This window comes from Rhizobium sp. PP-CC-3G-465, assembly GCF_004343445.1.
GTDB classification, from domain to species: Bacteria; Pseudomonadota; Alphaproteobacteria; order Rhizobiales; family Rhizobiaceae; genus Ferranicluibacter; species Ferranicluibacter rubi.
Window position 1 is genome coordinate 119454 of record NZ_SLYH01000006.1, and the last position, 21589, is coordinate 141042.

At 64.7% G+C, this 21589-nt stretch carries 21 protein-coding genes; 10 read left to right on the plus strand and 11 right to left on the minus strand.

Translation table 11 applies throughout. From position 1 onward, the window contains the following. Positions 1-18: 18 nt before the first annotated feature. Entirely contained in the window at positions 19-1035 is a 1017-nt protein-coding gene (locus tag C8J33_RS19830; protein WP_132665100.1) for an Ldh family oxidoreductase, read from the minus strand. 85 nt (positions 1036-1120) lie between these two features. Further along, entirely contained in the window at positions 1121-2095 is a 975-nt protein-coding gene (locus C8J33_RS19835; RefSeq protein WP_132665101.1) for an AraC family transcriptional regulator, read from the minus strand. Between the two features lie 304 nt (positions 2096-2399). Here C8J33_RS19835 and C8J33_RS19840 point away from each other — a divergent pair, with 304 nt between their 5' ends. Further along, the gene (locus tag C8J33_RS19840; protein ID WP_110730066.1) at positions 2400-3440 is read left to right on the plus strand and encodes an NAD(P)-dependent alcohol dehydrogenase; all 1041 of its coding nucleotides are present in this window, start codon (positions 2400-2402) and stop codon (positions 3438-3440) included. A 91-nt stretch (positions 3441-3531) separates the two neighbouring features. Here the strand turns inward: C8J33_RS19840 and C8J33_RS19845 are convergent, their stop codons facing one another. The 3 genes from C8J33_RS19845 to C8J33_RS19855 all read right to left on the minus strand — a co-directional run bounded on the left by C8J33_RS19845 (position 3532) and on the right by C8J33_RS19855 (position 6379). Next, the gene (locus C8J33_RS19845) at positions 3532-4632 is read right to left on the minus strand and encodes a methyl-accepting chemotaxis protein (protein WP_132665102.1); all 1101 of its coding nucleotides are present in this window, start codon (positions 4630-4632) and stop codon (positions 3532-3534) included. A 119-nt stretch (positions 4633-4751) separates the two neighbouring features. Further along, positions 4752-5216 carry an Lrp/AsnC ligand binding domain-containing protein gene (locus tag C8J33_RS19850; RefSeq protein ID WP_092935505.1) on the minus strand — a complete coding sequence of 155 codons (465 nt, stop codon included), beginning with the start codon at positions 5214-5216 and terminating at the stop codon, positions 4752-4754. Continuing rightward, the gene (locus C8J33_RS19855) at positions 5216-6379 is read right to left on the minus strand and encodes a M20 aminoacylase family protein (protein WP_132448436.1); all 1164 of its coding nucleotides are present in this window, start codon (positions 6377-6379) and stop codon (positions 5216-5218) included. Before C8J33_RS19855 ends, C8J33_RS19850 begins: the two co-directional genes overlap by 1 nt. Positions 6380-6525: 146 nt before the next feature. Here C8J33_RS19855 and C8J33_RS19860 point away from each other — a divergent pair, with 146 nt between their 5' ends. Both C8J33_RS19860 and C8J33_RS19865 read left to right on the plus strand, forming a co-directional pair. Continuing rightward, a complete protein-coding gene (locus C8J33_RS19860) occupies positions 6526-7623 on the plus strand; it encodes a D-alanyl-D-alanine carboxypeptidase family protein (RefSeq protein ID WP_110800928.1) in 1098 nt (365 codons plus the stop codon). 56 nt (positions 7624-7679) lie between these two features. Further along, complete coding sequence (locus tag C8J33_RS19865) at positions 7680-8861, plus strand: CobW family GTP-binding protein (RefSeq protein WP_132665103.1); 1182 nt, start codon at positions 7680-7682, stop codon at positions 8859-8861. A gap of 33 nt (positions 8862-8894) precedes the next feature. Here C8J33_RS19865 and C8J33_RS19870 read toward each other — a convergent pair whose 3' ends face one another. From C8J33_RS19870 to C8J33_RS27110, 5 genes are all read right to left on the minus strand, one after another. Then, on the minus strand, positions 8895-9173 hold the full coding sequence (locus C8J33_RS19870) for a sulfurtransferase TusA family protein (RefSeq protein ID WP_132448433.1): 279 nt from the start codon (positions 9171-9173) through the stop codon (positions 8895-8897). A gap of 16 nt (positions 9174-9189) precedes the next feature. Then, positions 9190-10740, minus strand: a complete 1551-nt coding sequence (locus tag C8J33_RS19875; protein ID WP_132448432.1) for a L,D-transpeptidase family protein — start codon at positions 10738-10740, stop codon at positions 9190-9192. A gap of 220 nt (positions 10741-10960) precedes the next feature. Further along, the gene (locus C8J33_RS19880; RefSeq protein WP_132665104.1) at positions 10961-11914 is read right to left on the minus strand and encodes an acetyl-CoA carboxylase carboxyltransferase subunit alpha; all 954 of its coding nucleotides are present in this window, start codon (positions 11912-11914) and stop codon (positions 10961-10963) included. 65 nt (positions 11915-11979) lie between these two features. Further along, positions 11980-12924: a site-specific tyrosine recombinase XerD gene (gene xerD, locus C8J33_RS19885; RefSeq protein WP_132665105.1), complete on the minus strand. Its 945-nt coding sequence runs from the start codon at positions 12922-12924 to the stop codon at positions 11980-11982. Then, the gene (locus tag C8J33_RS27110; protein ID WP_165910729.1) at positions 12921-13082 is read right to left on the minus strand and encodes a hypothetical protein; all 162 of its coding nucleotides are present in this window, start codon (positions 13080-13082) and stop codon (positions 12921-12923) included. The genes xerD and C8J33_RS27110 overlap by 4 nt, the downstream gene beginning before the upstream one ends. 162 nt (positions 13083-13244) lie before the next feature. On the opposite strand from C8J33_RS27110, the gene C8J33_RS19890 reads away from it, so the two are divergent. The 3 genes from C8J33_RS19890 (at position 13245) to C8J33_RS19900 (ending at position 16328) form a co-directional block, all read left to right on the plus strand. Continuing rightward, positions 13245-13826 (plus strand): shikimate kinase, encoded by a 582-nt coding sequence (locus tag C8J33_RS19890; protein WP_132448429.1) that lies wholly within the window; start codon positions 13245-13247, stop codon positions 13824-13826. Positions 13827-13893: 67 nt separating this feature from the next. Beyond that, positions 13894-15027 carry a 3-dehydroquinate synthase gene (gene aroB / locus C8J33_RS19895; RefSeq protein WP_132665106.1) on the plus strand — a complete coding sequence of 378 codons (1134 nt, stop codon included), beginning with the start codon at positions 13894-13896 and terminating at the stop codon, positions 15025-15027. Next, positions 15024-16328, plus strand: coding sequence for an HlyC/CorC family transporter (locus C8J33_RS19900; protein ID WP_132665107.1), 1305 nt, complete (start codon positions 15024-15026; stop codon positions 16326-16328). Before aroB ends, C8J33_RS19900 begins: the two co-directional genes overlap by 4 nt. A 13-nt stretch (positions 16329-16341) precedes the next feature. Here the strand turns inward: C8J33_RS19900 and C8J33_RS19905 are convergent, their stop codons facing one another. Further along, entirely contained in the window at positions 16342-16623 is a 282-nt protein-coding gene (locus C8J33_RS19905) for a BolA family protein (RefSeq protein ID WP_110800705.1), read from the minus strand. A 141-nt stretch (positions 16624-16764) separates the two neighbouring features. Between C8J33_RS19905 and C8J33_RS19910 the strand changes: the two genes are divergently transcribed. The 4 genes from C8J33_RS19910 to C8J33_RS19925 all read left to right on the plus strand — a co-directional run bounded on the left by C8J33_RS19910 (position 16765) and on the right by C8J33_RS19925 (position 21388). Then, a complete protein-coding gene (locus C8J33_RS19910; RefSeq protein ID WP_110800704.1) occupies positions 16765-17403 on the plus strand; it encodes a J domain-containing protein in 639 nt (212 codons plus the stop codon). A gap of 65 nt (positions 17404-17468) precedes the next feature. Then, on the plus strand, positions 17469-18464 hold the full coding sequence (gene cobS, locus C8J33_RS19915) for a cobaltochelatase subunit CobS (RefSeq protein ID WP_132665108.1): 996 nt from the start codon (positions 17469-17471) through the stop codon (positions 18462-18464). A gap of 4 nt (positions 18465-18468) precedes the next feature. Beyond that, positions 18469-20367, plus strand: coding sequence for a cobaltochelatase subunit CobT (gene cobT / locus C8J33_RS19920; protein ID WP_110800702.1), 1899 nt, complete (start codon positions 18469-18471; stop codon positions 20365-20367). Next, the gene (locus C8J33_RS19925) at positions 20321-21388 is read left to right on the plus strand and encodes an esterase-like activity of phytase family protein (RefSeq protein ID WP_132665109.1); all 1068 of its coding nucleotides are present in this window, start codon (positions 20321-20323) and stop codon (positions 21386-21388) included. The genes cobT and C8J33_RS19925 overlap by 47 nt, the downstream gene beginning before the upstream one ends. Positions 21389-21589 lie beyond the last annotated feature (201 nt).

Consider the following 21589-nt stretch of genomic DNA (forward strand, 5'->3'; position numbering starts at 1 on the left):
GTCCCGTGCGAACCTGCCTCAGGCGAGAAGCGCCAGGAGGTCGTTATGCAGGGGCCTTGGAATCTCGATGCTGCCGGCCGCCTCGCTGCGTTGCCTTGCTGCATAGCGGCGCTGCGAGGGCAGGCGCGCCCCCTGGCCGATGATGGCATCGAACAGGGCTTCCGCCCGCTCTGCATTCTCCGTCGCGCGTCCGCCAGAGAGGAGATTGGGATCGAAGGCGAGCAGCAGTTCGCCGTGGCAGGGTGCGGCCCCGAGGCCGGCGTCGAAGATCTGGGATTCGCGGCTTGTAAGGTCGCCGATCAGTGGTCCGGCCATCAGCTCGACCATGGCGGCAAGGGCCGAGCCCTTGTGGCCGCCAAAGGTGAGCATGGCGCCGGCCATCGCGGCTTCGGCATCCGTCGTCGGCACACCGTCACTGTCGATCGCCCAGCCTTCCGGGATTGCCTTGCCGGCGCGCCGGTGCAGTTCGATCTCGCCGCGCGCGGCAGCGCTGGTCGCAAAGTCGAACACGAAGGGGAACGGGCCGGGGCGTGGCCAGGAGAAGGCGATGGGGTTGGTGCCGAAGACCGGCTTCGTACCGCCGGCGGGGGCGACCCAGCTGTGGCTCGGCGTCATGGCAAGGGCCGCAAGGCCGGCAGCCGCGATGCGCTCGACTTCGGGCCAGAGGGCGGAGAAGTGGAAGCAATTGTTGATGGCAAGCGCGGCGACACCCTGTGTCCGCGCCTTCTCCTGCAGAAGCGGCAGGCCGAGCCGGAAGGCGAGCGGCGAGAAGCCATGTTTCGCATCGACCCTGACGATGCCCGGCGCCTGGTCGATGACCTCCGGCACGGCCGTCGCGTTCACCTTGCCCTCGCGGATCGAGCGGACGCAGCCGAGCACGCGGTAGAGCCCGTGCGAGTGGCACTCGTCGATCTGGCCAGCCATGACGGTATCGGCCAGCGCCGCGCAATGCTCGGGCGAGAGGCCGGCACGGGAGAGGGCCTTCACGGTCAGGGCGCGGGCCTCGTCGAGGGGCAGTCGGACGGTTTCGGTCATGGGAACTCCGGTTCGGGGCAGGGTGTATTGGCAAGGTTTCCGGCAGGGGCTGGAATACAGGATTCGCCGGCTATCGATGGACGGCTCAACCCTCGCTCAGCATTTCCGGCTCGCCGGCCAGGCGGCCGAGAAGCGAGCGTCGGGTGCGGCCGGCATCGCGCAAGGGCGGCGCGCCGAACTGGCGGGCATATTCGCGGCTGAACTGCGAGGGGCTCTCATAGCCCACCTGATGCCCGGCGCTGCCGGCATCCAGCATGTCTTCCACCATCAACCGGCGGGCCTCCTGCAGGCGAAGCTGCTTCTGGTACTGCATCGGGCTCATGGCGGTGATGGCCTTGAAGTGGTGGTGCAGCGACGAGACGCTCATGCTGACGCGCCGGGCGAGATCCTCGATGCGCAGCGGCAGGGCGTAGTGCTCCTTCAGCCAGGCACAGGCGCGGCCGATCTGGTGCGACTGGCTTTCGACCATCGTCATCTGGCGCAGGCGCGCCGCATGCGGGCCGGTCAAGAGACGGAAGATCAGCTCCTGCTCGATCAGCGGCAGCAAAGCGGGGATGTCGCCGGGGCGGTCGAGCAGGCGCAGGAGCCGGAGGGCCGCGTCCTCGAGTTCGGGCGTCAGCGCCGCGACCGACATGCCGCGCTGCTCGGGTGGCTCGGAGGATGCGCCCGCCGGTTCCCGCACTTGCGCCGTGACGGCGGGACGGTCGAGCAAAGCGAGAAGCGGCGGGATCTTTGCGACGTCGATCTCGAAGACCATGCCGAGATAGGGGCTTTCGGGCGAGGCCTGGACGATCTGGCTCGTCACCGGCAGGTCGAACGAGGTCAGCAGATAGTCCGAGCCGCCATAGATGTAGGTCTCGTGGCCGAGCGTCACCTTCTTCACGCCCTGTGCGATCAGCGCGAAGCTCGGCCGATAGGCGGCGCAGGAGGGAACGGCCTGCTCGGAGCGCCGGTGCACCGTCAGGCCCGGCACGGATGTCGCGTGGTCGCCATCCTCTCTGGCGAAACGGGCAATGATCTCGACGAAAGGCTGGCGGCGGGCGGCGGAGGGATCGAACATGAGGCAGGCCTTTCCTGAAACGGGGACGCCGGACGACACGGTTCTAACGCGAAAACCTCGAGCGCGACAACGGCTGAATGCCGGGCGGTCAGGCGTCCAGACGCACGCTCTCCCACGTTGCGTCGTGATGATGGTTTCGAGATAGGCCGGATGCGCGACGGCCACAAAGCCTTTGAAGACCATTTGCAGGATCGTGCAAGAAATTTGCAGGAATGGCGCATGCCTATGTTGGTCGCAACTTGCATAGTGCAGGCACCGGCGATGTCTCGACCGGTCCAGATTTGCAGACAGAAGGAAACCACCCATGGCTTTCGCAAAAGGATATGCGGCGACGGACGCGTCGAAGCCGCTCGAACCCTTCACCTTCGAGCGTCGTGCGCCCAACGAAGACGATATCGTCATCGACATCAAGTATTCCGGGATCTGCCACTCGGACATCCACCAGGCCCGCAACGAGTGGGGCAACTCCAAATTTCCCATGGTTCCCGGCCATGAGATCGTCGGCATCGTCTCCGCCGTCGGCTCCGGCGTGACCAAATTCAAGGTGGGCGACAAGGCCGGCGTCGGCTGCTTCGTCAATTCCTGCACGACCTGCGCCACGCGCGATCTCGACCTCGAACACTACATGCCCGGTCTCGTCCAGACGTACAATGACGTCGAGGCCGATGGCACGACGCCGACCTATGGCGGCTATTCCGACAGCATCGTCGTCAAGGAAGGCTATGCGCTTTCCATTCCCGACACGCTCGACTTCGCCGCCACCGCGCCGCTGCTCTGCGCCGGCATCACGCTCTATTCGCCGCTGATGCACTGGAAGGCCGGCCCCGGCAAGAAGGTCGCCATCGTCGGTATGGGCGGTCTCGGCCATATGGGCGTGAAGATCGGTGCCGCACTTGGCGCCGAAATCACCGTGCTCAGCCAGTCGCTTTCCAAGAAGGAAGACGGCCTGAAGCTCGGGGCGACGCATTACTATGCGACCAACGATCCGACGACGTTCGAAACGCTGGCGGGCACGTTCGACCTGATCATCAGCACCGTCGGCGTGACGATGGATCTGAACCCCTACCTGAGCCTTCTCAAGCTCGACGGCTCCATGGTTGTGGTCGGCGTACCGGAAAAGCCATCGCCGATCCACGCCTTCTCGCTGATCGGCGGGCGTCGCTCGCTGTCCGGCTCCATGATCGGCTCGATCAAGGAAACGCAAGAAATGCTCGACTTCTGCGGCAAGCACGGCATCGTTTCCGAAATCGAGTTGATCCGCATGGATCAGGTCAACGAGGCCTATGAGCGCGTGCTGAAGAGCGACGTGCGCTACCGCTTCGTCATCGACGCCGCGACGATCTAATCGACGCCGCGACGATCTGAGGATCGACGCACAATGCAAAACGAAAGGGGCGGCCGGCAGCGGCGGCCCCTTTGTCATGAGGGGTGTTCTCTCAGAGCGACAGGCGCTGGCGGATGTCGGCTTCGCGCTCGGGTCGCTGGATGACGACGCCGCACCAGCCGAGGCCGTCATAATCCTCGTAGCCGAGTGTCGGGGCGAAGGCGACCAGCGTTCCGTCGCTCATATAGTAGCTGCCACGCTTCATGCCTTCCGGCGGCGTCAGGACGAAGCTGGTATAAACGAGGGCCGGGCGCGAGGCGGCGATCACCATGCCCTGTCCGTCGAGCAGCAGCACGGTGGTGCGGTCCACGTCAGCCGGCGCGATGTTGGCTTCCTTGTGGACGATGGACTGGCCTTGGTTCGCCCAGTCGAAATAGACGCCGAGCGCGCCGACCAGCGGTGCCGTGGAGACGCCGCCCTGGCGGATGCCGGTGGCGTAGACGAGCGCATCGGCATTGCCATGCAGGGGGCTCGGCTTGACCACATCGACGATATAGTCGTCGCCTGACCCCGTCTTCATCGCCGCCTTGACCCAGGGTTCGCCGGAGAGGTCGCGGCCCATGATCGTCTTCTGGAAATTCGGATTGGCCGAGGCGACCGCGCGCCCGGTTTTGTCCACCATCACGAGATCGAGATAGACCGTGTAGAACCGGTTGATGACCCCTAAGCGCTTGGCGGCGAAGGCCTGCCGGTCGCGATCGGGGTTTTCGAGGGCTTCCCAGAGTGCCGTGTCCGTCGCCCACCAGCGCACGTCTGCCGTCCGCTCGAACAGGTTTCGCACGATCAGCTGGATGAGCGTCTGGGCGAGATCGACGAGGCGCACGCCCTCCATCTCGTGCACCAGCGCGTCCGACAGGGAGCGCCCGAGGTTGACGCGCTCCAGCACTTCCTGCTGGAATTTCGCGGCGATGGCGGCCGAGGCTCCGGCCAGCCGCTGCACTTCGTTCGCGACGACGGCAAAGCCCTTGCCGATATCTCCGGCGCGGGCGGCCTCGATGCTGGCATTGATGCCGAGCAGGCGGATGTGCCGGACGATATCGTCGTTCTCTCGCCGGAAGCTTTCCAGGTCGTTGCCGATACGCTCGGTGACGGCACGCATGGCGCGTGGCGTTGCGCGCACGGCAGGTGCATCCGTCCTCTCAGCTTCGATCATCGCTCTGGCCCTCTGCCTGGAACCGATCATGGCTCCGCACTATTAGTCGCTCCTCATATGTATGACTGTGAAACTTGTGCGGGTATTGCGCGAGGGCGCCGGGCGGGCGGCAAAGGCCGCTAAAGAAGCGGTAGAGGGCCGTCGTTCTTGATTTCTTCCATGACGGCGTAGGTTCGGGTCTCCTTGACGCCCTGCAACGTCCAGAGGAACTGGCCGAGGAAGTTGCGGTAGGCGCTCATGTCCTCGAAGCGGGTCTTGACGAGATAGTCGAAGCCGCCGGCGACCATGTGGCACTCGATGACGGACGGGGCTTTGCGGATGGCATCGGCGAAGGTGTCGAAGACTTCCGGTGTCGTCTTGTCCAGCATGACCTCGATGAAGACGAGAAGGCCGAAGCCGAGGCGCTGGGGATCGAGGCGTGCGCCGAAGCCCGAGACATAGCCCTCCTTCAGCAGCCGGCGCATGCGTTCGCTGGTCGCGGTCGGCGACAGGCCGACGCGCTCGGACAGTTCCAGATTGGTGATCCGCCCGTCGGCCTGGAGAATGCTGAGGATCTTGCGGTCGATCCTGTCGATGCCGCTCATCAGGCGCCCAGGCGGCTTTCGGCAAGGCGCACCCAGTAGGAGATGCCGTGGGGGATGGCCTCGTCGTTGAAGTCGTAGCCGGGATTGTGCAGCCCGGCGCTGTCGCCATTGCCCATGAAGACGAAGGCGCCGGGGCGGGCGAGGAGCATGTAGGAAAAATCCTCGCCGCCCATCATCGGATCGACATTGCCCACCACCTGCGCGGCGCCTGCGACGTCCGTTGCGGCTTCGAGCACATGGCCGGTCTCCGTGGCGTGGTTGACGGTGACGGGATAGTTGCGGGCGTAGCGGACGCGGGCGGTGGCGCCATAGGCGGCCGCCAGATGCGTGCAGATCTCGTTGATGCGGCGCTCGGCCATATCGCGGTTTTCGGCCATCAGCGTACGCACGGTGCCGGCCAGCAGCGCCTGTTCGGGGATGACGTTGTGGGCGAAGCCCGCATTGAACTTGGTGACGGAGACGACGACGGCCGACAGCGGATCGGCGGTGCGCGAGGCGATGGTCTGCAGGGCGGTGACGATCTGGGCGCCGAGCACGATCGGGTCTATGGTCTTGTGCGGCTGGGCCGCATGACCGCCGCGGCCTTCGATGGTGATCGAGAACTCGTCGGTGGACGCCATGATGGGGCCGACACGGGAGGCGAAATGGCCGAGCGGCATGCCGGGCATATTGTGCAGGCCGTAGACCTCGGAGATGCCGAAGCGCTCCATCATGCCGTCCTTGACCATCTCGTTGCCGCCGCCGCCGCCCTCTTCGGCCGGCTGGAAGATGACGGCGACCGCACCCTTGAAGTTACGGGTTTCCGCGAGATACTTGGCGGCACCGAGCAGCATGGCCGTGTGGCCATCATGGCCGCAGGCGTGCATCTTGCCGGGGGTGGTGGAGGCATAGGGCTTGCCGGTCGATTCCGTCATGGGCAGGGCGTCCATGTCGGCGCGCAGGCCGATGGTGGTGCCATCGCCAAGCCGTCCACGGATGAGGCCGACGACGCCGGTGCGGCCGATGCCGGTCACGATCTCGTCAACGCCGAATTCCCGGAGTTTGTTTTCCACGAAGGATGCCGTATTTTCCACGGCGAACAGAAGTTCGGGCCGACTGTGGATATGGCGGCGCCACGCGGTGACTTCGTCCTGGAGTTCGGCTGCACGGTTGAGAATCGGCATGATCTATCCTGTCGGTCGTGGTGGCGGCACGCAATCGCATGGCAAAGGTCTTTGCCTTGCCCCTGCCATATAGGTTAAATAGCGCCTCGACACGAGGCAATGCCCGAAAATTTCGAGGTTGAACTGTGGTGACTATGAAGATTCGCATGTCCGGTTCCCAGCTATTCGTTGGGGCCATCGCCGGCGTCCTGGCGCTCACGTCCGCCGCACCGGCGCTTGCCAACCCCAAGCTGGTGGTGGATGTGGCGACGCTGAAGGTCTACGAGCAGGAGGACATCTTCCAGCGCTGGTATCCCGCATCGCTGACCAAGCTGATGACGGCCTATACGACCTTCCGCGCGCTCAAAGCCGGGCGGATGACGCTGGAAACGCCGATCGTCATGTCCAAGCATGCGGCCTCCGAGCAACCGAGCAAGATGTACCTGAAGCCCGGCGCGTCGATGACGCTCGACAGCGCGCTGAAGATGATGCTCATCAAGTCGGCAAACGACATCGCGGTTGCCATCGGCGAAGCGGTCGGCGGCTCGGAACCCGGCTTCGTCGCCATGATGAATGCCGAGGCGAAGCGGATCGGCATGACGTCGTCGAACTTCGTCAACCCCAACGGCCTTCCCGAGCCCGGACAGTATACGACCGCGCGGGACCTCGCCGTGCTCGCCCTCACCATCAAACGCGAGTTTCCGGAATACTCGGCCTATTTCGCTTATGAGGGCTTCACGACAGGCAAGAAGAGCTATCCGAACTACAACATGCTGATCGGCCGCTTCGACGGCGCCGACGGCATGAAGACCGGCTTCATCTGCGCCTCGGGCTTCAATCAGGTGTCCTCGGCCACCCGCAACGGCCGCAGCGTCGTTTCCGTCGTGCTCGGCGCCGACAGCCTCGGCGGACGGGCGGACGAATCCGCCCGGCTGATGCAGATGGCGCTGACGGCAAGCCCTGCGGGCAAGCCGGGCTTGGGGCAGATCGCCGCCTATGGCGAGACGCGCGACGTGACGGCCGATATCTCCAAGCAGATCTGCTCGGCGCAGGCCGCCAAGGTGCGCAGCGAAGGTCGCGACGAGGCGGGACGCCAGAAGCTGCTGTCGCCCTTTATCCATGAGATTAACCGGCCGCTCAATTTCGTCTCGGCGCAGCTGATCCCCGGTCAGGGTGCCAAGGCTGCGGATGTTGACGGGCAGACGAGCGAGGCCCAGGGCGATGTCGCCAATGTGCCGGTGCCCGTGCCGCGGCCTGTGTTCTAAAGATTCTTCTCCCTGACGCACCCCGTATCGCGGGCGTGCCCTCGAAAGCGAACGACATGATCACCCGTTTCGATCCGGTGCCGGTCTCGATCCTCACCGGCTTTCTCGGTGCCGGCAAGACGACGCTTCTCAACCGTCTGCTGAAGGATCCCGACCTCACGGACACCGCCGTCATCATCAACGAGTTCGGCGACGTGTCGCTCGACCATCTGCTGGTCGAGTCCTCCGGCGACGGCGTGATCGAGCTTGCGGACGGGTGTCTCTGCTGCACGGTGCGTGGCGAGCTGGTGGATACGCTGGCCGACCTGATGGACCGGATGCAGACGGGCAAGATACGGCCGCTAAAGCGCGTCGTTATCGAAACGACCGGCCTTGCCGATCCGGCACCCGTCATGCAGTCGGTCATGGGACATCCGACGCTGCAACAGAGCTACAGGCTCGATGGCATGGTGACTGTGGTGGACGCCGTCAACGGCCTCTCCACGCTCGACCATCATGTCGAGGCGGTGAAGCAGGTGGCGGTGGCCGACCGGCTGGTGCTGACCAAGGCGACGCTCGCCTCTCCCGAGACCGTGGCGGCGCTCAAGGCGCGCCTTGCAGACCTCAACCCACGGGCGCCCGTCATCGACGGCGACCTTGAGGAAACGGGCCGTGCAGCGCTGTTCGCCTGCGGGCTTTACGACCCTGCGACCAAGATCGCCGATGTCGGCCGTTGGCTTCAGGACGAGGCGCAGAACGATCACGATCATGATCATGGGCACCATGCGCATGAGGAGAGCCATGGGCACCACGACCATGACCATCACGACCATCATCACGACCACCATGGGCATCATCATCACCACGATGCCAACCGCCACGGCGACGATATCCGCTCGTTCAGCATCGTGCACGACCGGCCGATCTCCGCGATGGCGCTCGATATGTTCGTGGACCTCATCCGCTCGGCGCATGGCGAGAAGCTTTTGCGCATGAAGGCGATCGTCTGCACGGCGGAGCGGCCGGACCGGCCACTGGTGCTGCATGGCGTCCAGCAGATTTTTCACCCTCCGGAGCGGCTGGCGGCCTGGCCGGACCCGGATGACCGGCGCACACGCATGGTGCTGATCACCAAGGGGCTGGAGGAAAGCTTCGTGCGCGACCTGTTCGACGCCTTCACCGGCAAGCTCGCCATCGACCGGCCGGACCGGCAGGCGCTGTCCGACAATCCGCTGGCGGTGCCGGGTTTGCGGATGTGAAGTGAACCCCGGTCTCAGACCGGGACATTTCCATCAGATGGTTTTGCCCTTGCGGATCAGGAAGCTGTGGCCGCGGTCCGTCGCGTGCCAGCTTTCGAGGCGGTGGCCGTCCTCGGCGCAGAAATGCGGGATATCGATGACGGCGAGGGGGTCGGTGGTTTCCACCAGGATCCGTGTGCCGGGGGCGAGCGATGCCAGCCGCTTGCGGGTACGAATGACGGGAAGGGGGCACTTCAGGCCTTTGAGGTCGAGATGGAGCGCCGGTTCCGCAGGATCGTGAGCGGGTGATATCGGGCTCGTATCCGATGTCATCGGCCCTCTCCGGCCTCTACCAGAGCTTCCAGAACGGCTTTTTCCTGCCGTCAGGCTGCTGCTCGGCCAGCGCCTGCGGTACCGGCATCTCGCCGGAGGCCTGCGCACCTGTCGCGTCGGCGGCAGAGGTTTGCGCGCCGGTCGTCTGATCTATGGGGGCCGCCTGCGTGCCCTTGTGGCCCGGCTTGACGCTGACCTTGCGTGTTTCCACGTTCACCGGAACACCGGCCGTGATGTCGCGGCTCGTCTTGACGGATGCGATCCGGCTTGCCGTCTGGCTCTGGCCTGTCGTGTCGGCGCTGGCGGTCTGCGGTTCGCCGAGGAGCGGGCCGGCGGCGGGATCGGTGGCTGTGATGGGCGCGGGCTTCTTGAACAGGTTGCCCCAGAAACCGCCCTGGCCGGGGGCCGGCGAGGCGGAGGCGATCTGGGCGACCGGGCGCGGCAGCGGGTTTTCCTGCGGGATCGGCACGCTCTTGCCGTTGCGGGTGCTCTGTTCGAGGGCCGCCGTCTGGATTTCGATGGCTTTCTTGGCCTCTTCGAGCTCGGCGCGGTGGGCTTCCTGCTTTTCGAGGTCGGCGACCTTCATCAGCTTGCCGGCATCGAGCGAGGTGCCCGTCGGGGCATAGGCCAGCTCGCGGCCGGCGCGCTGCTTGGCGACCACGGCCTTGCGCTCGGCTTCGCTCGGCTCGTACCAGACGAGGCCGTCGAGCTTCTTGAGGGCCGTGCCGTAGTCGGCATCGTATTTCTTGTTGTAGTTCGCCAGCGCCATTTCCATGGAGGGCGGCGTGGAGAGCGCCGGGCACTGGCCCGTCGGGTTCATCTTGCCGGCAACGCTCTTGTTGAAGACGTATTTCCGGTCGCAGATCGCAAATTCCGGCGGGCGCTTGGTGATCTCGAACTGGTCGTACCCTTCCTTCAGGTTCTTCCAGAAGTCGTAATGCGGGCTGTTGCGGTGCCGCGCCATGTTTTCCGCGGTCATGCGGAAGGGCAGCGCCTGCAGCTGGATGGTCGACTGGCCGCCCTTGAAGGCGTCGCGGGCGAGCGCGAAGATTTCCTGCATCTGCTCGTCGGTCATCGAGTAGCAACCCGAGGACGAGCAGGCGCCGTGGATCATCAGATTGGTGCCGAAGCGGCCGTTGGCGCGGTCGAACTGGTTGGGGAAGCCGGTGTTGATGGCGAGGTAATAGCTGGAATTCGGGTTCAGCTGGCCGGGGGCGAGGGGATAATACCCCTCGGGCGCCTGCCGGTCGCCTTCCTTCACCTTGGGGCCGAGCTTGCCGGACCAGGCGCAGATTTTGTATTCGCGCAGCTTTTCGAAGCGATTGCCGGTGTTGGCCTTCCAGACCTCGAGCGCGCCTTCCTCCTTGAAGATGCGCAGCATGATCGGCGAGGTCTTCGCCATGCTCATCGCCTGCATCTTCTGCACGATCTTGCCGGACAGTTCGTAACCGGTTTTGCTGGTGACTTTCTTCAGGTCGACATCGACGCTATCGACGACTTCTTCCGTAGTGCAGCCTGCAAGAAACAGGCCCATGACGGCGGCGGCGAGGATATGTGTCAGACGCATCGGCAAGAGCCCATCGATAGTAAAGTCGGACGCGACTCTTCCCTAACGGCGGAGTCTGACAGAATCAATACGGTTTTATGCTTCACAAATTGTTAACCGCACCGCTCTCCGGAGATCGCGCGCCGGTGGCACCACCAAGGCCCGACAATCATGGCCGAGATGGGGCAGGGCGCAATCGTCTCGCATCCTGCCCTCAGACCTTGGGAAAGCCCGGTCGTATTTAGAGCGAGCGGCCGATGCTCAGATACTTCTCGCGGCGCTCCTTGCGCAGCTCCTCGCCCTTGCGGCTGGAGAGATCCTTCAAGGCGTCGGCGATGATGCCGCCGGTGCGGTCGATGGCGAGATCGGCATCGCGGTGTGCGCCGCCGACCGGCTCCTCGATGATGCCGTCGATGATGCCGAAGCCCTTCAGGTCCTCGGCCGTGATCTTCATGTTGGTCGCGGCTTCCTTGGCACGCGTCGAATCGCGCCAGAGGATCGAGGCGGCGCCTTCCGGCGAGATGACCGAATAGATCGCATGCTCCAGCATGTAGACGCGGTTGCCGGTGGCGATCGCGATCGCGCCGCCGGATCCGCCTTCGCCGAGCACGACGGAAATGATCGGAACCTTGAGGTTGAGACACATTTCTGTGGAGCGGGCGATGGCTTCCGCCTGGCCGCGCTCTTCCGCGCCGATGCCCGGATAGGCGCCGGCCGTGTCGATCAGCGTGATCAGCGGCAGGCCGAAGCGGTCGGCCATTTCCATGACGCGGATGGCCTTGCGGTAGCCTTCCGGCCGGGCGCTGCCGAAATTGTGCTTGATACGCGACTTGGTGTCGTTGCCCTTTTCCTGGCCGATGACGGCCACCGGAATGCCGCGGAAGCGGGCGAGGCCGGCCTGAATGGCGGCGTCCTCGGCGAACTTCCGGTCACCGGCCAGCGGCGTGAAATCTGTGAAGAGGCCGGCGGCATATTCCTGGAAGTGCGGGCGCTGCGGATGGCGCGCGACCTGCGTCTTCTGCCAGGGCGTCAGCTTGGAATAGATCTCGACGGTTGCCTCGCGGGCGCGGACTTCGAGACGTTCGACCTCGTCGCTCGTGTCGATGCTCTCGTCCTCGCCGGCGATCTTCTTCAGCTCGTGAATCTTGCCTTCGAGGTCCGAGATCGGCTTTTCGAAATCGAGATAGTGATGCATGAGATGCGGTTCCGATCGTTTCGACGCGGGTCTCCCGTGGCATTCCAGAACGGGAGGCGAGCGTCCTAATCCTGTTTTTTGGCCTGTTTGGCAAGAGGGTGATGGTTTTGCACAAGATCGTGCAGCCTTTCCTCGAGCACATGCGTGTAGATTTGTGTGGTCGAAATGTCCGAATGGCCCAGCAGTTCCTGCACGGCGCGAAGATCCGCACCATTGGCCAAGAGATGGCTGGCAAAGGCATGGCGCAGCACATGCGGCGAAATCGAGGCGACGCGGACGCCGGCCCGTCCGGCCAGGCCCTTGAGGTCGCGCGCAAAGACCTGCCGGGGGAGATAGCCGGATTCCGAACTGGAGGGAAAAAGCCAGGGGCTGTCCTCGCCACCCTTCGCCGCTGTTTCCGCCTGCATCCGCGCGCCATAGCGCTGCATGGCCGCAATCGCGCTGCGCGACAGGGGCACCATGCGCTCCTTATTGCCCTTGCCGCGTACGATGAGGAAACGGCCGTCGCGGGCGAGAACCGAGGCGGGCAGGGAAACGAGCTCGCTGACGCGCATACCGGTCGCATAGAGAAGCTCGATCAGGGCGGCCATGCGCAGGCGCTCCAGCCGCGGCTCGGCCACGGCCTCCGCCTCGGCCTGGGTGATGAGGCGCGTCACATCGTCGACGCTCATGGTCTTGGGCAGCGGGCGGCCCTTCTTCGGCGCATCCAGGACGCCGGTCGGGTCGTCGGTGCGGATGCCCTCGGCATAGAGGAATTTGTAGAACTGGCGGAGCGCCGACAGGCGGCGGGCCTGCGAGGAGGCCTTGAAGCTCTGCGCCGCGAAGTCTGCGAAATAGGCGCGAAAATCGTCCGGCTCCGCTTCGGTCGCCTTCACGCCACGCGCTTTCAGAAAGGACAGGATGTCTTCGAGATCGCGCTGATAGGAGGAGAGCGTGTTGACGGCCGCACCGCGCTCGACGCTCATCATTTCCAGAAAGGATTCGAGGTGTGCGGACGACAGATCCATTATTTCGGAGCCAATCTTTCGGGATCAAGCCGTTCGGGCGGTATGCGGATCGTCACGTCGCGCTCGGCCGGATCGACGAAGGTGACGAGGGCCAGCATGGTTCCATAGACGGCGCCGGTGATGATGAGGCAGATGATGATAAACCGTACAAGGGTGGGCATGACCGTCTCCGAGGCAACGAACTATATGGCGCCGCCTCCGCCGGATCGCAAGCGGGAGCGGGGCTGCCCCGGGGATATGAAAGACGCGAGGCACCCTTGCGCGACTTGACGCTCCCCCCTGTTTTGTCGATAGAACAGGGAAATGGGGAAAGTCTTGCGGTGATGAGCGACGTGGTCGAGCCGGTTTCGGAAACGCTGGTCAAGCGGGCGAGAGCCGTGCTCGGCCGGCGCAACCTCGTCTTCGTCGGGCTGATGGGGGCCGGCAAGTCGGCCATCGGTCGGCTGACGGCGCAGGCGCTGTCGCTGCCCTTCGTCGATTCCGATCATGAAATCGAGCGCGTCTCGCGCATGACCGTTGCCGAACTCTTTGCCGCCTATGGCGAAACGGAATTCCGGGCGCTGGAAACGCGGGTGATCAAGCGGCTGCTGCAATCGGGCGCCCGCATCGTCTCCACCGGCGGCGGCGCCTATATCAACCCGCAGACGCGCCGGAACATTCAAAAGAGCGGCGTTTCCGTGTGGCTGAACGCCGAACTCGACGTCCTGTGGGAACGTGTCAACAAGCGCGAGGGACGACCTCTCCTGAAAAACGACGACCCCAAGGGTACGCTCGAAAAGCTGATGATCGAGCGATATCCGATCTATGCCGAGGCGGATGTCAGCGTGCTCTCGCGCGACGTCAAGAAGGAGCGCATCGTGGAGGAGGTGCTGGAAGCCATCGCCGCCATGCCTCCGAAAAAATAGGGCAGCCGAAGAAATAGCGCCGCCGAAGAACAGTCGTCAGACACCAGCAACTGAAGTGAGCCGAGCGATGAGCGAAACCCCGACCGTGCGCAAGATCCATGTTCCGCTCGGCGACCGTGCCTATGACATCCTGATCGGCCCCGGCCTGATCGGCTCGGCCGCACAGGAGATCGCAGCCAGGCTGACGGGCCGGCGAATGGCTGTAGTGACGGACGAGAATGTCGCGCCGCTCTATCTCCAGCCGCTGATGGAGAGCCTAGCGCAGGCGGGGATCGAGGCCGTGTCCGCGATCCTGCCGGCCGGGGAGAAGACCAAGAGCTTCGAGCATCTCGTTCCCGTCTGCGAGACGATCCTCGGGGCGCGCATCGAGCGCAACGATGCGGTCATCGCGCTTGGCGGCGGCGTCATCGGCGACCTCACGGGCTTTGCCGCGGGCATCGCGCGGCGCGGCTCGCGCTTCATCCAGATCCCGACCTCGCTTCTCGCGCAGGTGGACAGCTCCGTCGGCGGCAAGACCGGCATCAACTCGCCGCATGGCAAGAATCTCATCGGCGTCTTCCACCAGCCGGATCTGGTGCTGGCCGATACCGACGTGCTCGACACGCTGTCGCCGCGCGAGTTCCGCGCTGGCTATGCCGAGGTGGCGAAATACGGGCTGATCGACAAGCCGGACTTCTTCGCCTGGCTGGAGGCCAACTGGCAGGCGGTCTTTGCCGGCGGTGCGGCGCGCATCGAGGCGATCGCGCTCAGCTGCCAGGCGAAGGCCGATGTGGTCGTGGCCGACGAGCGCGAGAACGGCCGCCGAGCGCTGCTCAATCTCGGGCACACCTTCGGCCACGCGCTGGAAGCGGCCACCGCCTATGACGGCGCCCGGCTGGTGCATGGCGAAGGTGTGGCGATCGGCATGGTGCTTGCGCATGCCTTCTCCGCCCGGATGAACCTTGCGAGCCCCGACGTCACCGCGCGGGTGGAGGCGCATCTGCGCACCGTCGGCTTGCCGACGCGGATGAGCGAGATCCCCGGGCAGCTGCCGCCGGCGGAGGTGCTGATGGATGCCATCGCGCAGGACAAGAAGGTGAAGGGCGGCAAGCTGACCTTCATCCTCACACGCGGCCTCGGCGAAGCCTTCGTCGCCGACGATGTGCCGACCTCGGCCGTGCTGTCGTTCCTTGCCGAAAACCATCCCGATCGCGCGGCATGACCATGGAGGCGCTGATCGCCCTCCTGATCGCCCACGGGCCGGCCGTGCTGGCGATCCTGTTGATGATCGTGCTTGCGGCGTTCCTGTCCGGCTCCGAAACGGCGCTCACGGCCGTGTCGCGCACGCGCCTTCACACGCTGGACGTCCAGGGCGAGGCGCGCGCCGGCGTGGTCGATCGGCTCATCGAGCGACGCGACCGGGTGATCGGCGCTCTACTGCTCGGCAGCAATCTTGTGCGCGTTCTCGCGACCTCGGTCGCCACAGGCCTGTTTCTCTCGGCCTTCGGCGCGCCGGGCGTCGCCTATGCGACGATCGCGATGACGATCCTGCTCGTGGTGTTTGCCGATGTGCTGCCGCGCAGTTGGGCGAATGCGGCGCCGGAGCACTTTGCGGTCGGCGTCGCGCGGCCGGTGCGCGTGGTCGTCGCGGTCGTCGGGCCGCTGTCGAGCCTCATCAATGCGATGGTCCGGGCGATCATGCAGGCCTTCGGCTTCAAGCTGTCGCGCGAGGCGCCGATGCTGACGGCGCATGAGGAGCTGCGTGGGGCCGTGGATTTCCTTCACCGGGAAGGCGCCGTGGTCAAGGCGGACCGCGACCGGGTCAGCGGCGTGCTCGATCTCGACGAGCTCGAAGTGTCCGACATCATGGTGCACCGGATGGCGATGCGAGCGCTGAATGCCGACGACCCCCCGGCCGTCAACGTCAAGGCCGTGCTCGATAGCCCCTATACCCGCATGCCGGTGTGGCGCGGCGCGGCCGACAACATCATCGGCGTGCTCCACGCCAAGGATCTCCTGCGGGCGCTGGCCGAGCCCGACGCTCAAGCAGACACGGTGGATATCGTCAAAATCGCGCAGAAGCCGTGGTACGTGCCGGATGCAACGAACCTTGCAAATCAGCTCAGCGCCTTCCTGCGTCGCAAGAGCCATTTCGCCATCGTCGTCGATGAATATGGCGAGGTGCGCGGGCTGGTGACGCTGGAGGATATTCTGGAGGAGATCGTCGGGGATATCGCCGACGAGCACGATCCCGATGTTCGCGGCGTTTACCCGCAGGCCGACGGATCGCTTGTGGTGGATGGCGGGGTGCCGATCCGCGACCTGAACCGGGCGCTCGACTGGTCGCTGCCCGATGGCGAGGCGACGACCATTGCCGGCCTGGTGATCCACGAGTCCCGCACGATCCCGGACGAGCGGCAGGCCTTCACCTTTTACGGCAAGCGCTTCATCGTGATGAAACGGGTCAAGAACCGCATCACCAAGCTGCGCATCCGCCCGGCCGAGGATACGCCCGCAAGTTGATCTTCTGGCCGACCTACCAGCGCGTCTCTTCGCCGGGGGCTGCGGGCTCCACGGCAAGGGCGTGCAGGCCGGCGTCGAGTTCCGGCTTCAGGAGGTCGTTGATCGCGCGGTGGCGGGCGATGCGGGACATGCCGGTGAAGGCGCCTGCCACGATGCGCACGCGCATGTGGGTCTCGCCGGTGCCGTTGAAATCGGCGTGATGGCCGGCATGCAGGTGGCTTTCGTTGATCACGGCAAGCCGGGAAGGCGCGAAAGCCTCGGTGAGCCTTGTTGTGATACGCTGCTCTAACGACATGGTTCTGCCCTGTTTTTCCGGCTTGTGACACGAGGTGGACGCGGCGGTCGGACCTCTGTCGCACTGCCGGCAAATCACCCTCAAAAAGCCTGCAACATTCGCATTTGTCAATTCTTGTTGTGACTCCTGCATCGCACCATAATGTGTCCCATGAAACTCGACTCAAAATACTTCGATACCATCCGGACGAAGAGGCGCGGGACCACCCGGAAACCGGAGCCCGTGGCTCCGATGTGCCAGTGGGACGGCTGCGAGGAAAATGGCGGGCATCGCGCCCCGGTCGGGCGCAATGCCGAGAACCAGTATTTCATGTTCTGCTTCGAGCACGTGAAGGAATACAACAAGGGCTACAACTACTTTTCCGGCCTCTCGGACAACGAGATCGCGCGCTACCAGAAGGAGGCGCTGACGGGGCATCGACCGACCTGGACGCTGGGGGTGAACCGCAGCGCGAAGAACGCGCCGGAGCAGGGCCAGACGCGGTCCGGCTCGGCGGGCGCCAAGGCGCGGATGAGCGACCCGTTCGGCTTCCTGCACGAGGCGCGGGCGCGCCGGGCGCAGCCCGAGCCGCGCCAGCGCAAGCTGAAGACGCTGGAGACGAAGGCGTTCGACACGCTCGGCCTGCCGGCCACGGCGACCAGCACGGACATCAAGGCCGCCTACAAGGACCTCGTGAAAAAGCACCATCCCGATGCCAATGGCGGAGATCGCGGATCGGAAGACCGTTTTCGCGAGGTCATTCAGGCCTACCAATTGTTAAAACAGGCAGGCTTCTGCTAGGAAGATTCCCGTCACACTGCAATGCGATATGAGGCCTGGCGCGAAGCGCGGCCGCCGGAGACATGATGAGCAAGGTAGACCTCGATATTTCCAATCTTCCCGATACGACCGTATCCGTCCGTGAGGTCTTCGGCATCGACAGCGACCTGCGCGTGCCGGCCTATTCCAAGGGCGATGCCTATGTGCCGGACAACGATCCCGACTATCTCTTCGACCGGGAAACGACGCTTGCGATCCTCGCAGGCTTTGCGCACAACCGTCGCGTCATGGTTTCGGGCTATCACGGCACCGGCAAATCCACGCATATCGAGCAGGTCGCCGCGCGGCTGAACTGGCCCTGCGTGCGCGTCAACCTCGACAGCCATGTCAGCCGTATCGACCTCGTCGGCAAGGATGCGATCGTCGTCAAGGACGGTATGCAGATCACCGAGTTCAAGGACGGCATCCTGCCCTGGGCCTACCAGCACAATGTCGCTCTGGTGTTCGACGAATACGATGCCGGTCGTCCGGACGTGATGTTCGTCATTCAGCGCGTGCTCGAATCCTCCGGCCGCCTGACCCTGCTCGACCAGAGCCGCGTCATCAGGCCGCACCCCGCCTTCCGCCTGTTTGCGACCGCCAACACGGTCGGCCTCGGCGACACGACCGGCCTCTATCACGGCACGCAGCAGATCAACCAGGCGCAGATGGACCGCTGGTCGATCGTCACCACGCTCAACTACCTGCCGCACGACAACGAAGTCGATATCGTCGCTGCCAAGGTGAAGGGCTTTGCCGAGAAGCGCGGCCGCGACACCGTGTCGAAGATGGTGCGCGTCGCCGATCTCACCCGCGCCGCCTTCATCAATGGCGACCTGTCGACCGTCATGAGCCCGCGCACCGTCATCACCTGGGCCGAGAATGCGCATATCTTCGGTGATATCGCGTTCGCCTTCCGGGTGACGTTCCTCAACAAGTGCGACGAACTGGAGCGGGCGCTGGTGGCCGAGCATTACCAGCGGGCCTTCGGCGTCGAGCTGAAGGAAAGTGCCGCCAACATCGTCCTCGAAGCGACGGCCTGATCGCATGGCAGGGCGCGGCGACAATACGAGACCGAAACCCGGCGTCCAGGTGGATGTCGAACCGTTCCGCCGCGCGCTGACCGGCTGCATCCGCTCGATCGCCGGTGATTCGGAGATCGAGGTCGTGTTCGCCAACGAGCGGCCCGGCCTCACCGGCGACCGCATGCGCCTGCCGGACATTTCCCGCCGCCCGACGCGGCAGGAACTGTCGGTGACGCGCGGCATCGGCGACAGCATGGCGCTGCGCAAGGCGTGCCATAACGACCGCATCCACGCGACCATGTCGCCGCAGGGCGCGGACGCTCGTGTCATCTTCGATGCCGTCGAGCAGGCACGCTGCGAGGCGATCGGCTCGATGCGCATGGACGGCGTGGCGGAGAACATCTCCTCCATGCTGGACGAGAAATATGCCCGCGCCAATTTCGGTGCGATCGACAAGCAGTCGGATGCGCCGATCGAGGAGGCCGTGGCGCTGATCGTGCGCGAGCGGCTGACCGGGCGCAAGCCGCCGGAATCGGCCGGCAAGGTGCTCGATCTCTGGCGTTCCTTCATCGAGGAGAAGGCGGGTCGGGAGATGGAAAACCTCTCAGGCGCCGTCAACGACCAGCAGGCCTTCGCCCGCGTCGTGCGCAACATGCTCGCTTCCATGGATGTGGCGGAGAAATATACGGACGAGGAAGCCGAGCCGGACGACCAGGAAACGCAGACGGACGAGGACCAGCCGCGCAGCCAGGAGCAGGACGAGTCCACGTCCGAGGAGGATGCGGGATCGGATGCCGCGCCGTCGGAGGAAAACGAATCTGCCGAAGAGCAGATGGATGACGGCGACATGGACGGCGCCGAGATTTCCGACGAGGAAATGTCGGATGACGGCGACGAGGACAGCGAGACGCCGGGCGAGGTTAAGCGGCCAAACAGCCCGTTCGACGACTTCAACGAGAAGGTCGATTATTCCGTCTTCACAGAGGAATTCGACGAGACCATCACCTCGGAAGAGCTTTGCGACGAGGCCGAGCTCGACCGGTTGCGCGCCTTTCTCGACAAGCAGCTCTCACATCTTCAGGGGGCCGTCGGCCGCCTTGCCAACAGGCTGCAGCGCCGCCTGATGGCGCAGCAGAACCGCTCCTGGGAGTTCGATCTCGAAGAGGGCTATCTCGATCCGGCACGGCTGACGCGCCTCATCATCGACCCGATGCAGCCGCTATCCTTCAAGCGGGAGAAGGACACGAACTTCCGCGATACGGTGGTGACGCTGCTGATCGACAATTCCGGCTCCATGCGCGGCCGGCCGATCACGGTCGCCGCGACCTGCGCCGACATCCTGGCGCGGACGCTGGAACGCTGCGGCGTGAAGGTCGAGATCCTCGGCTTCACCACGAAGGCGTGGAAGGGCGGTCTGGCGCGCGAGAAGTGGCTGGCGAGCGGCAAGCCGCAGGCGCCGGGCCGGCTCAACGATCTGCGCCATATCATCTACAAATCGGCCGACGCGCCTTGGCGCCGGGCACGGCGCAATCTCGGCCTGATGATGCGGGAAGGCCTGTTGAAGGAAAACATCGACGGCGAGGCACTTATCTGGGCGCATAACCGTTTGCTGGCGCGACCCGAGCAACGGCGCATCCTGATGATGATCTCGGACGGCGCGCCGGTCGATGATTCAACGCTGTCGGTCAATCCGGGCAATTATCTGGAGCGGCATCTTCGCGCCGTGATCGAGCAGATCGAGACCCGCTCGCCGGTCGAACTTCTGGCGATCGGCATCGGCCATGACGTGACGCGCTATTACCGCCGTGCGGTCACCATCGTGGATGCCGACGAACTGGCCGGCGCGATGACCGAGCAGCTCGCCTCGTTGTTCGATGACGAGAACGGACGCGGACGACGCGCAGCCCGACGTGCGGGCTGAGCCGGTCTTGAAGGCTGCCTGCCTTCGGCTCGTGCTCCTGGCTGGGCTCTGCGCCTTACCCGCGCAGGCGGCAAAGCCGGAGCCGGATCGGCCGGTGACCGAGACGATGACGATCTTCTCGAAGAAGATCGAGACGTTCCGGTTCGGCTCCGACCAGCGGGTGTTCGGCAAGCTGGAGTTCATGGGCGGTCTCGACCTCACCTCCGATAACGCGCTGTTCGGGGCCTTTTCGTCGATCCGTTTTCGCCCCGACGGCGCGCATTTCGTCGGCGTACTCGATACGGCCCACTGGCTGGAAGGCCGCATCGAGCGGGATCCCGGCGGACGGCTGTCCGGTCTTGGCGATGTCACCGTTACATCGATGAAGGACCGGCAGGGCCGCACCGAGAGCGCCAAGGCGCGCATGGACTCCGAAGGGGTCGCATTGCGGGACGGGCAGGTGCTCGTCAGCTTCGAAGGCGACGCGCGGGTGGACATCTATCCCGACCCCGGCTTCACGCAGTCCCGACCGCTTAAGACCTTGCCGATCCTGCTTCCACGAGACAGGCTGAAACGCAATCGCAGCCTCGAGATGGTGGCGGTATCACCACAAGACAGTCCGCTCGCCGGTGCGCCCGTCATCGTCGCGGAGTTGTCGTTCGACAAGGACGACCACCTCCTCGCCGCCGTGCTCGAAGGTCCGCGCAAGGGCGTGTTCGGCGTCGTGCAGAAGGATCCTTTCGCTGTGACCGACGGCGCGTTCCTGCCGAACGGCGATCTTCTGCTACTCGAACGCCGCTTCAGCTTCGCCGCCGGCCTCGGCATGGAAATCCGCCGCATCAAGGCCGACGACATCCGCCCCGGCGCCGTCGTTGATGGCGAGGTGCTGATCTCCGCCGACCTCGGCTACCAGATCGACAATATGGAGGGGCTCGATGTGGTCGTCCAACCCAATGGCGACACCCACCTCATCCTCGTCTCCGACGACAACCATTCGATTCTCGAGCGGTCGCTGATGCTGGAGTTCAAGCTTCTGCCGTGATGGGTGGGTGTTGCGCTGCGATGCGCTGCGCGCTGCCCCTCATCTGCCTGCCGGCATCTTCTCCCCGCCTGCGGGGAGAAGAGACTCGTCGTTCCCAACCACAACCGTCACGAAGAAGCGAGCGTTCGCCGCATGTCCCTTCGCCCCGCGCGCGGGGAGAAGGTGGTGGCAGCCGGATGAGGGGCTGCGACGTCCGCTAAC

Bases quoted from the DNA above. Each gene is read 5' to 3' on its own strand.
- C8J33_RS19830 (WP_132665100.1), bottom strand. From the start codon at position 1,035: ATGACCGAAACCGTCCGACTGCCCCTCGACGAGGCCCGCGCCCTGACC.
- C8J33_RS19835 (WP_132665101.1), bottom strand. From the start codon at position 2,095: ATGTTCGATCCCTCCGCCGCCCGCCGCCAGCCTTTCGTCGAGATCATT.
- C8J33_RS19840 (WP_110730066.1), top strand. From the start codon at position 2,400: ATGGCTTTCGCAAAAGGATATGCGGCGACGGACGCGTCGAAGCCGCTC.
- C8J33_RS19845 (WP_132665102.1), bottom strand. From the start codon at position 4,632: ATGATCGAAGCTGAGAGGACGGATGCACCTGCCGTGCGCGCAACGCCA.
- C8J33_RS19850 (WP_092935505.1), bottom strand. From the start codon at position 5,216: ATGAGCGGCATCGACAGGATCGACCGCAAGATCCTCAGCATTCTCCAG.
- C8J33_RS19855 (WP_132448436.1), bottom strand. From the start codon at position 6,379: ATGCCGATTCTCAACCGTGCAGCCGAACTCCAGGACGAAGTCACCGCG.
- C8J33_RS19860 (WP_110800928.1), top strand. From the start codon at position 6,526: ATGTCCGGTTCCCAGCTATTCGTTGGGGCCATCGCCGGCGTCCTGGCG.
- C8J33_RS19865 (WP_132665103.1), top strand. From the start codon at position 7,680: ATGATCACCCGTTTCGATCCGGTGCCGGTCTCGATCCTCACCGGCTTT.
- C8J33_RS19870 (WP_132448433.1), bottom strand. From the start codon at position 9,173: ATGACATCGGATACGAGCCCGATATCACCCGCTCACGATCCTGCGGAA.
- C8J33_RS19875 (WP_132448432.1), bottom strand. From the start codon at position 10,740: ATGCGTCTGACACATATCCTCGCCGCCGCCGTCATGGGCCTGTTTCTT.
- C8J33_RS19880 (WP_132665104.1), bottom strand. From the start codon at position 11,914: ATGCATCACTATCTCGATTTCGAAAAGCCGATCTCGGACCTCGAAGGC.
- C8J33_RS27110 (WP_165910729.1), bottom strand. From the start codon at position 13,082: ATGCCCACCCTTGTACGGTTTATCATCATCTGCCTCATCATCACCGGC.
- C8J33_RS19890 (WP_132448429.1), top strand. From the start codon at position 13,245: ATGAGCGACGTGGTCGAGCCGGTTTCGGAAACGCTGGTCAAGCGGGCG.
- aroB (WP_132665106.1), top strand. From the start codon at position 13,894: ATGAGCGAAACCCCGACCGTGCGCAAGATCCATGTTCCGCTCGGCGAC.
- C8J33_RS19900 (WP_132665107.1), top strand. From the start codon at position 15,024: ATGACCATGGAGGCGCTGATCGCCCTCCTGATCGCCCACGGGCCGGCC.
- C8J33_RS19905 (WP_110800705.1), bottom strand. From the start codon at position 16,623: ATGTCGTTAGAGCAGCGTATCACAACAAGGCTCACCGAGGCTTTCGCG.
- C8J33_RS19910 (WP_110800704.1), top strand. From the start codon at position 16,765: ATGTGTCCCATGAAACTCGACTCAAAATACTTCGATACCATCCGGACG.
- cobS (WP_132665108.1), top strand. From the start codon at position 17,469: ATGAGCAAGGTAGACCTCGATATTTCCAATCTTCCCGATACGACCGTA.
- cobT (WP_110800702.1), top strand. From the start codon at position 18,469: ATGGCAGGGCGCGGCGACAATACGAGACCGAAACCCGGCGTCCAGGTG.
- C8J33_RS19925 (WP_132665109.1), top strand. From the start codon at position 20,321: ATGACGAGAACGGACGCGGACGACGCGCAGCCCGACGTGCGGGCTGAG.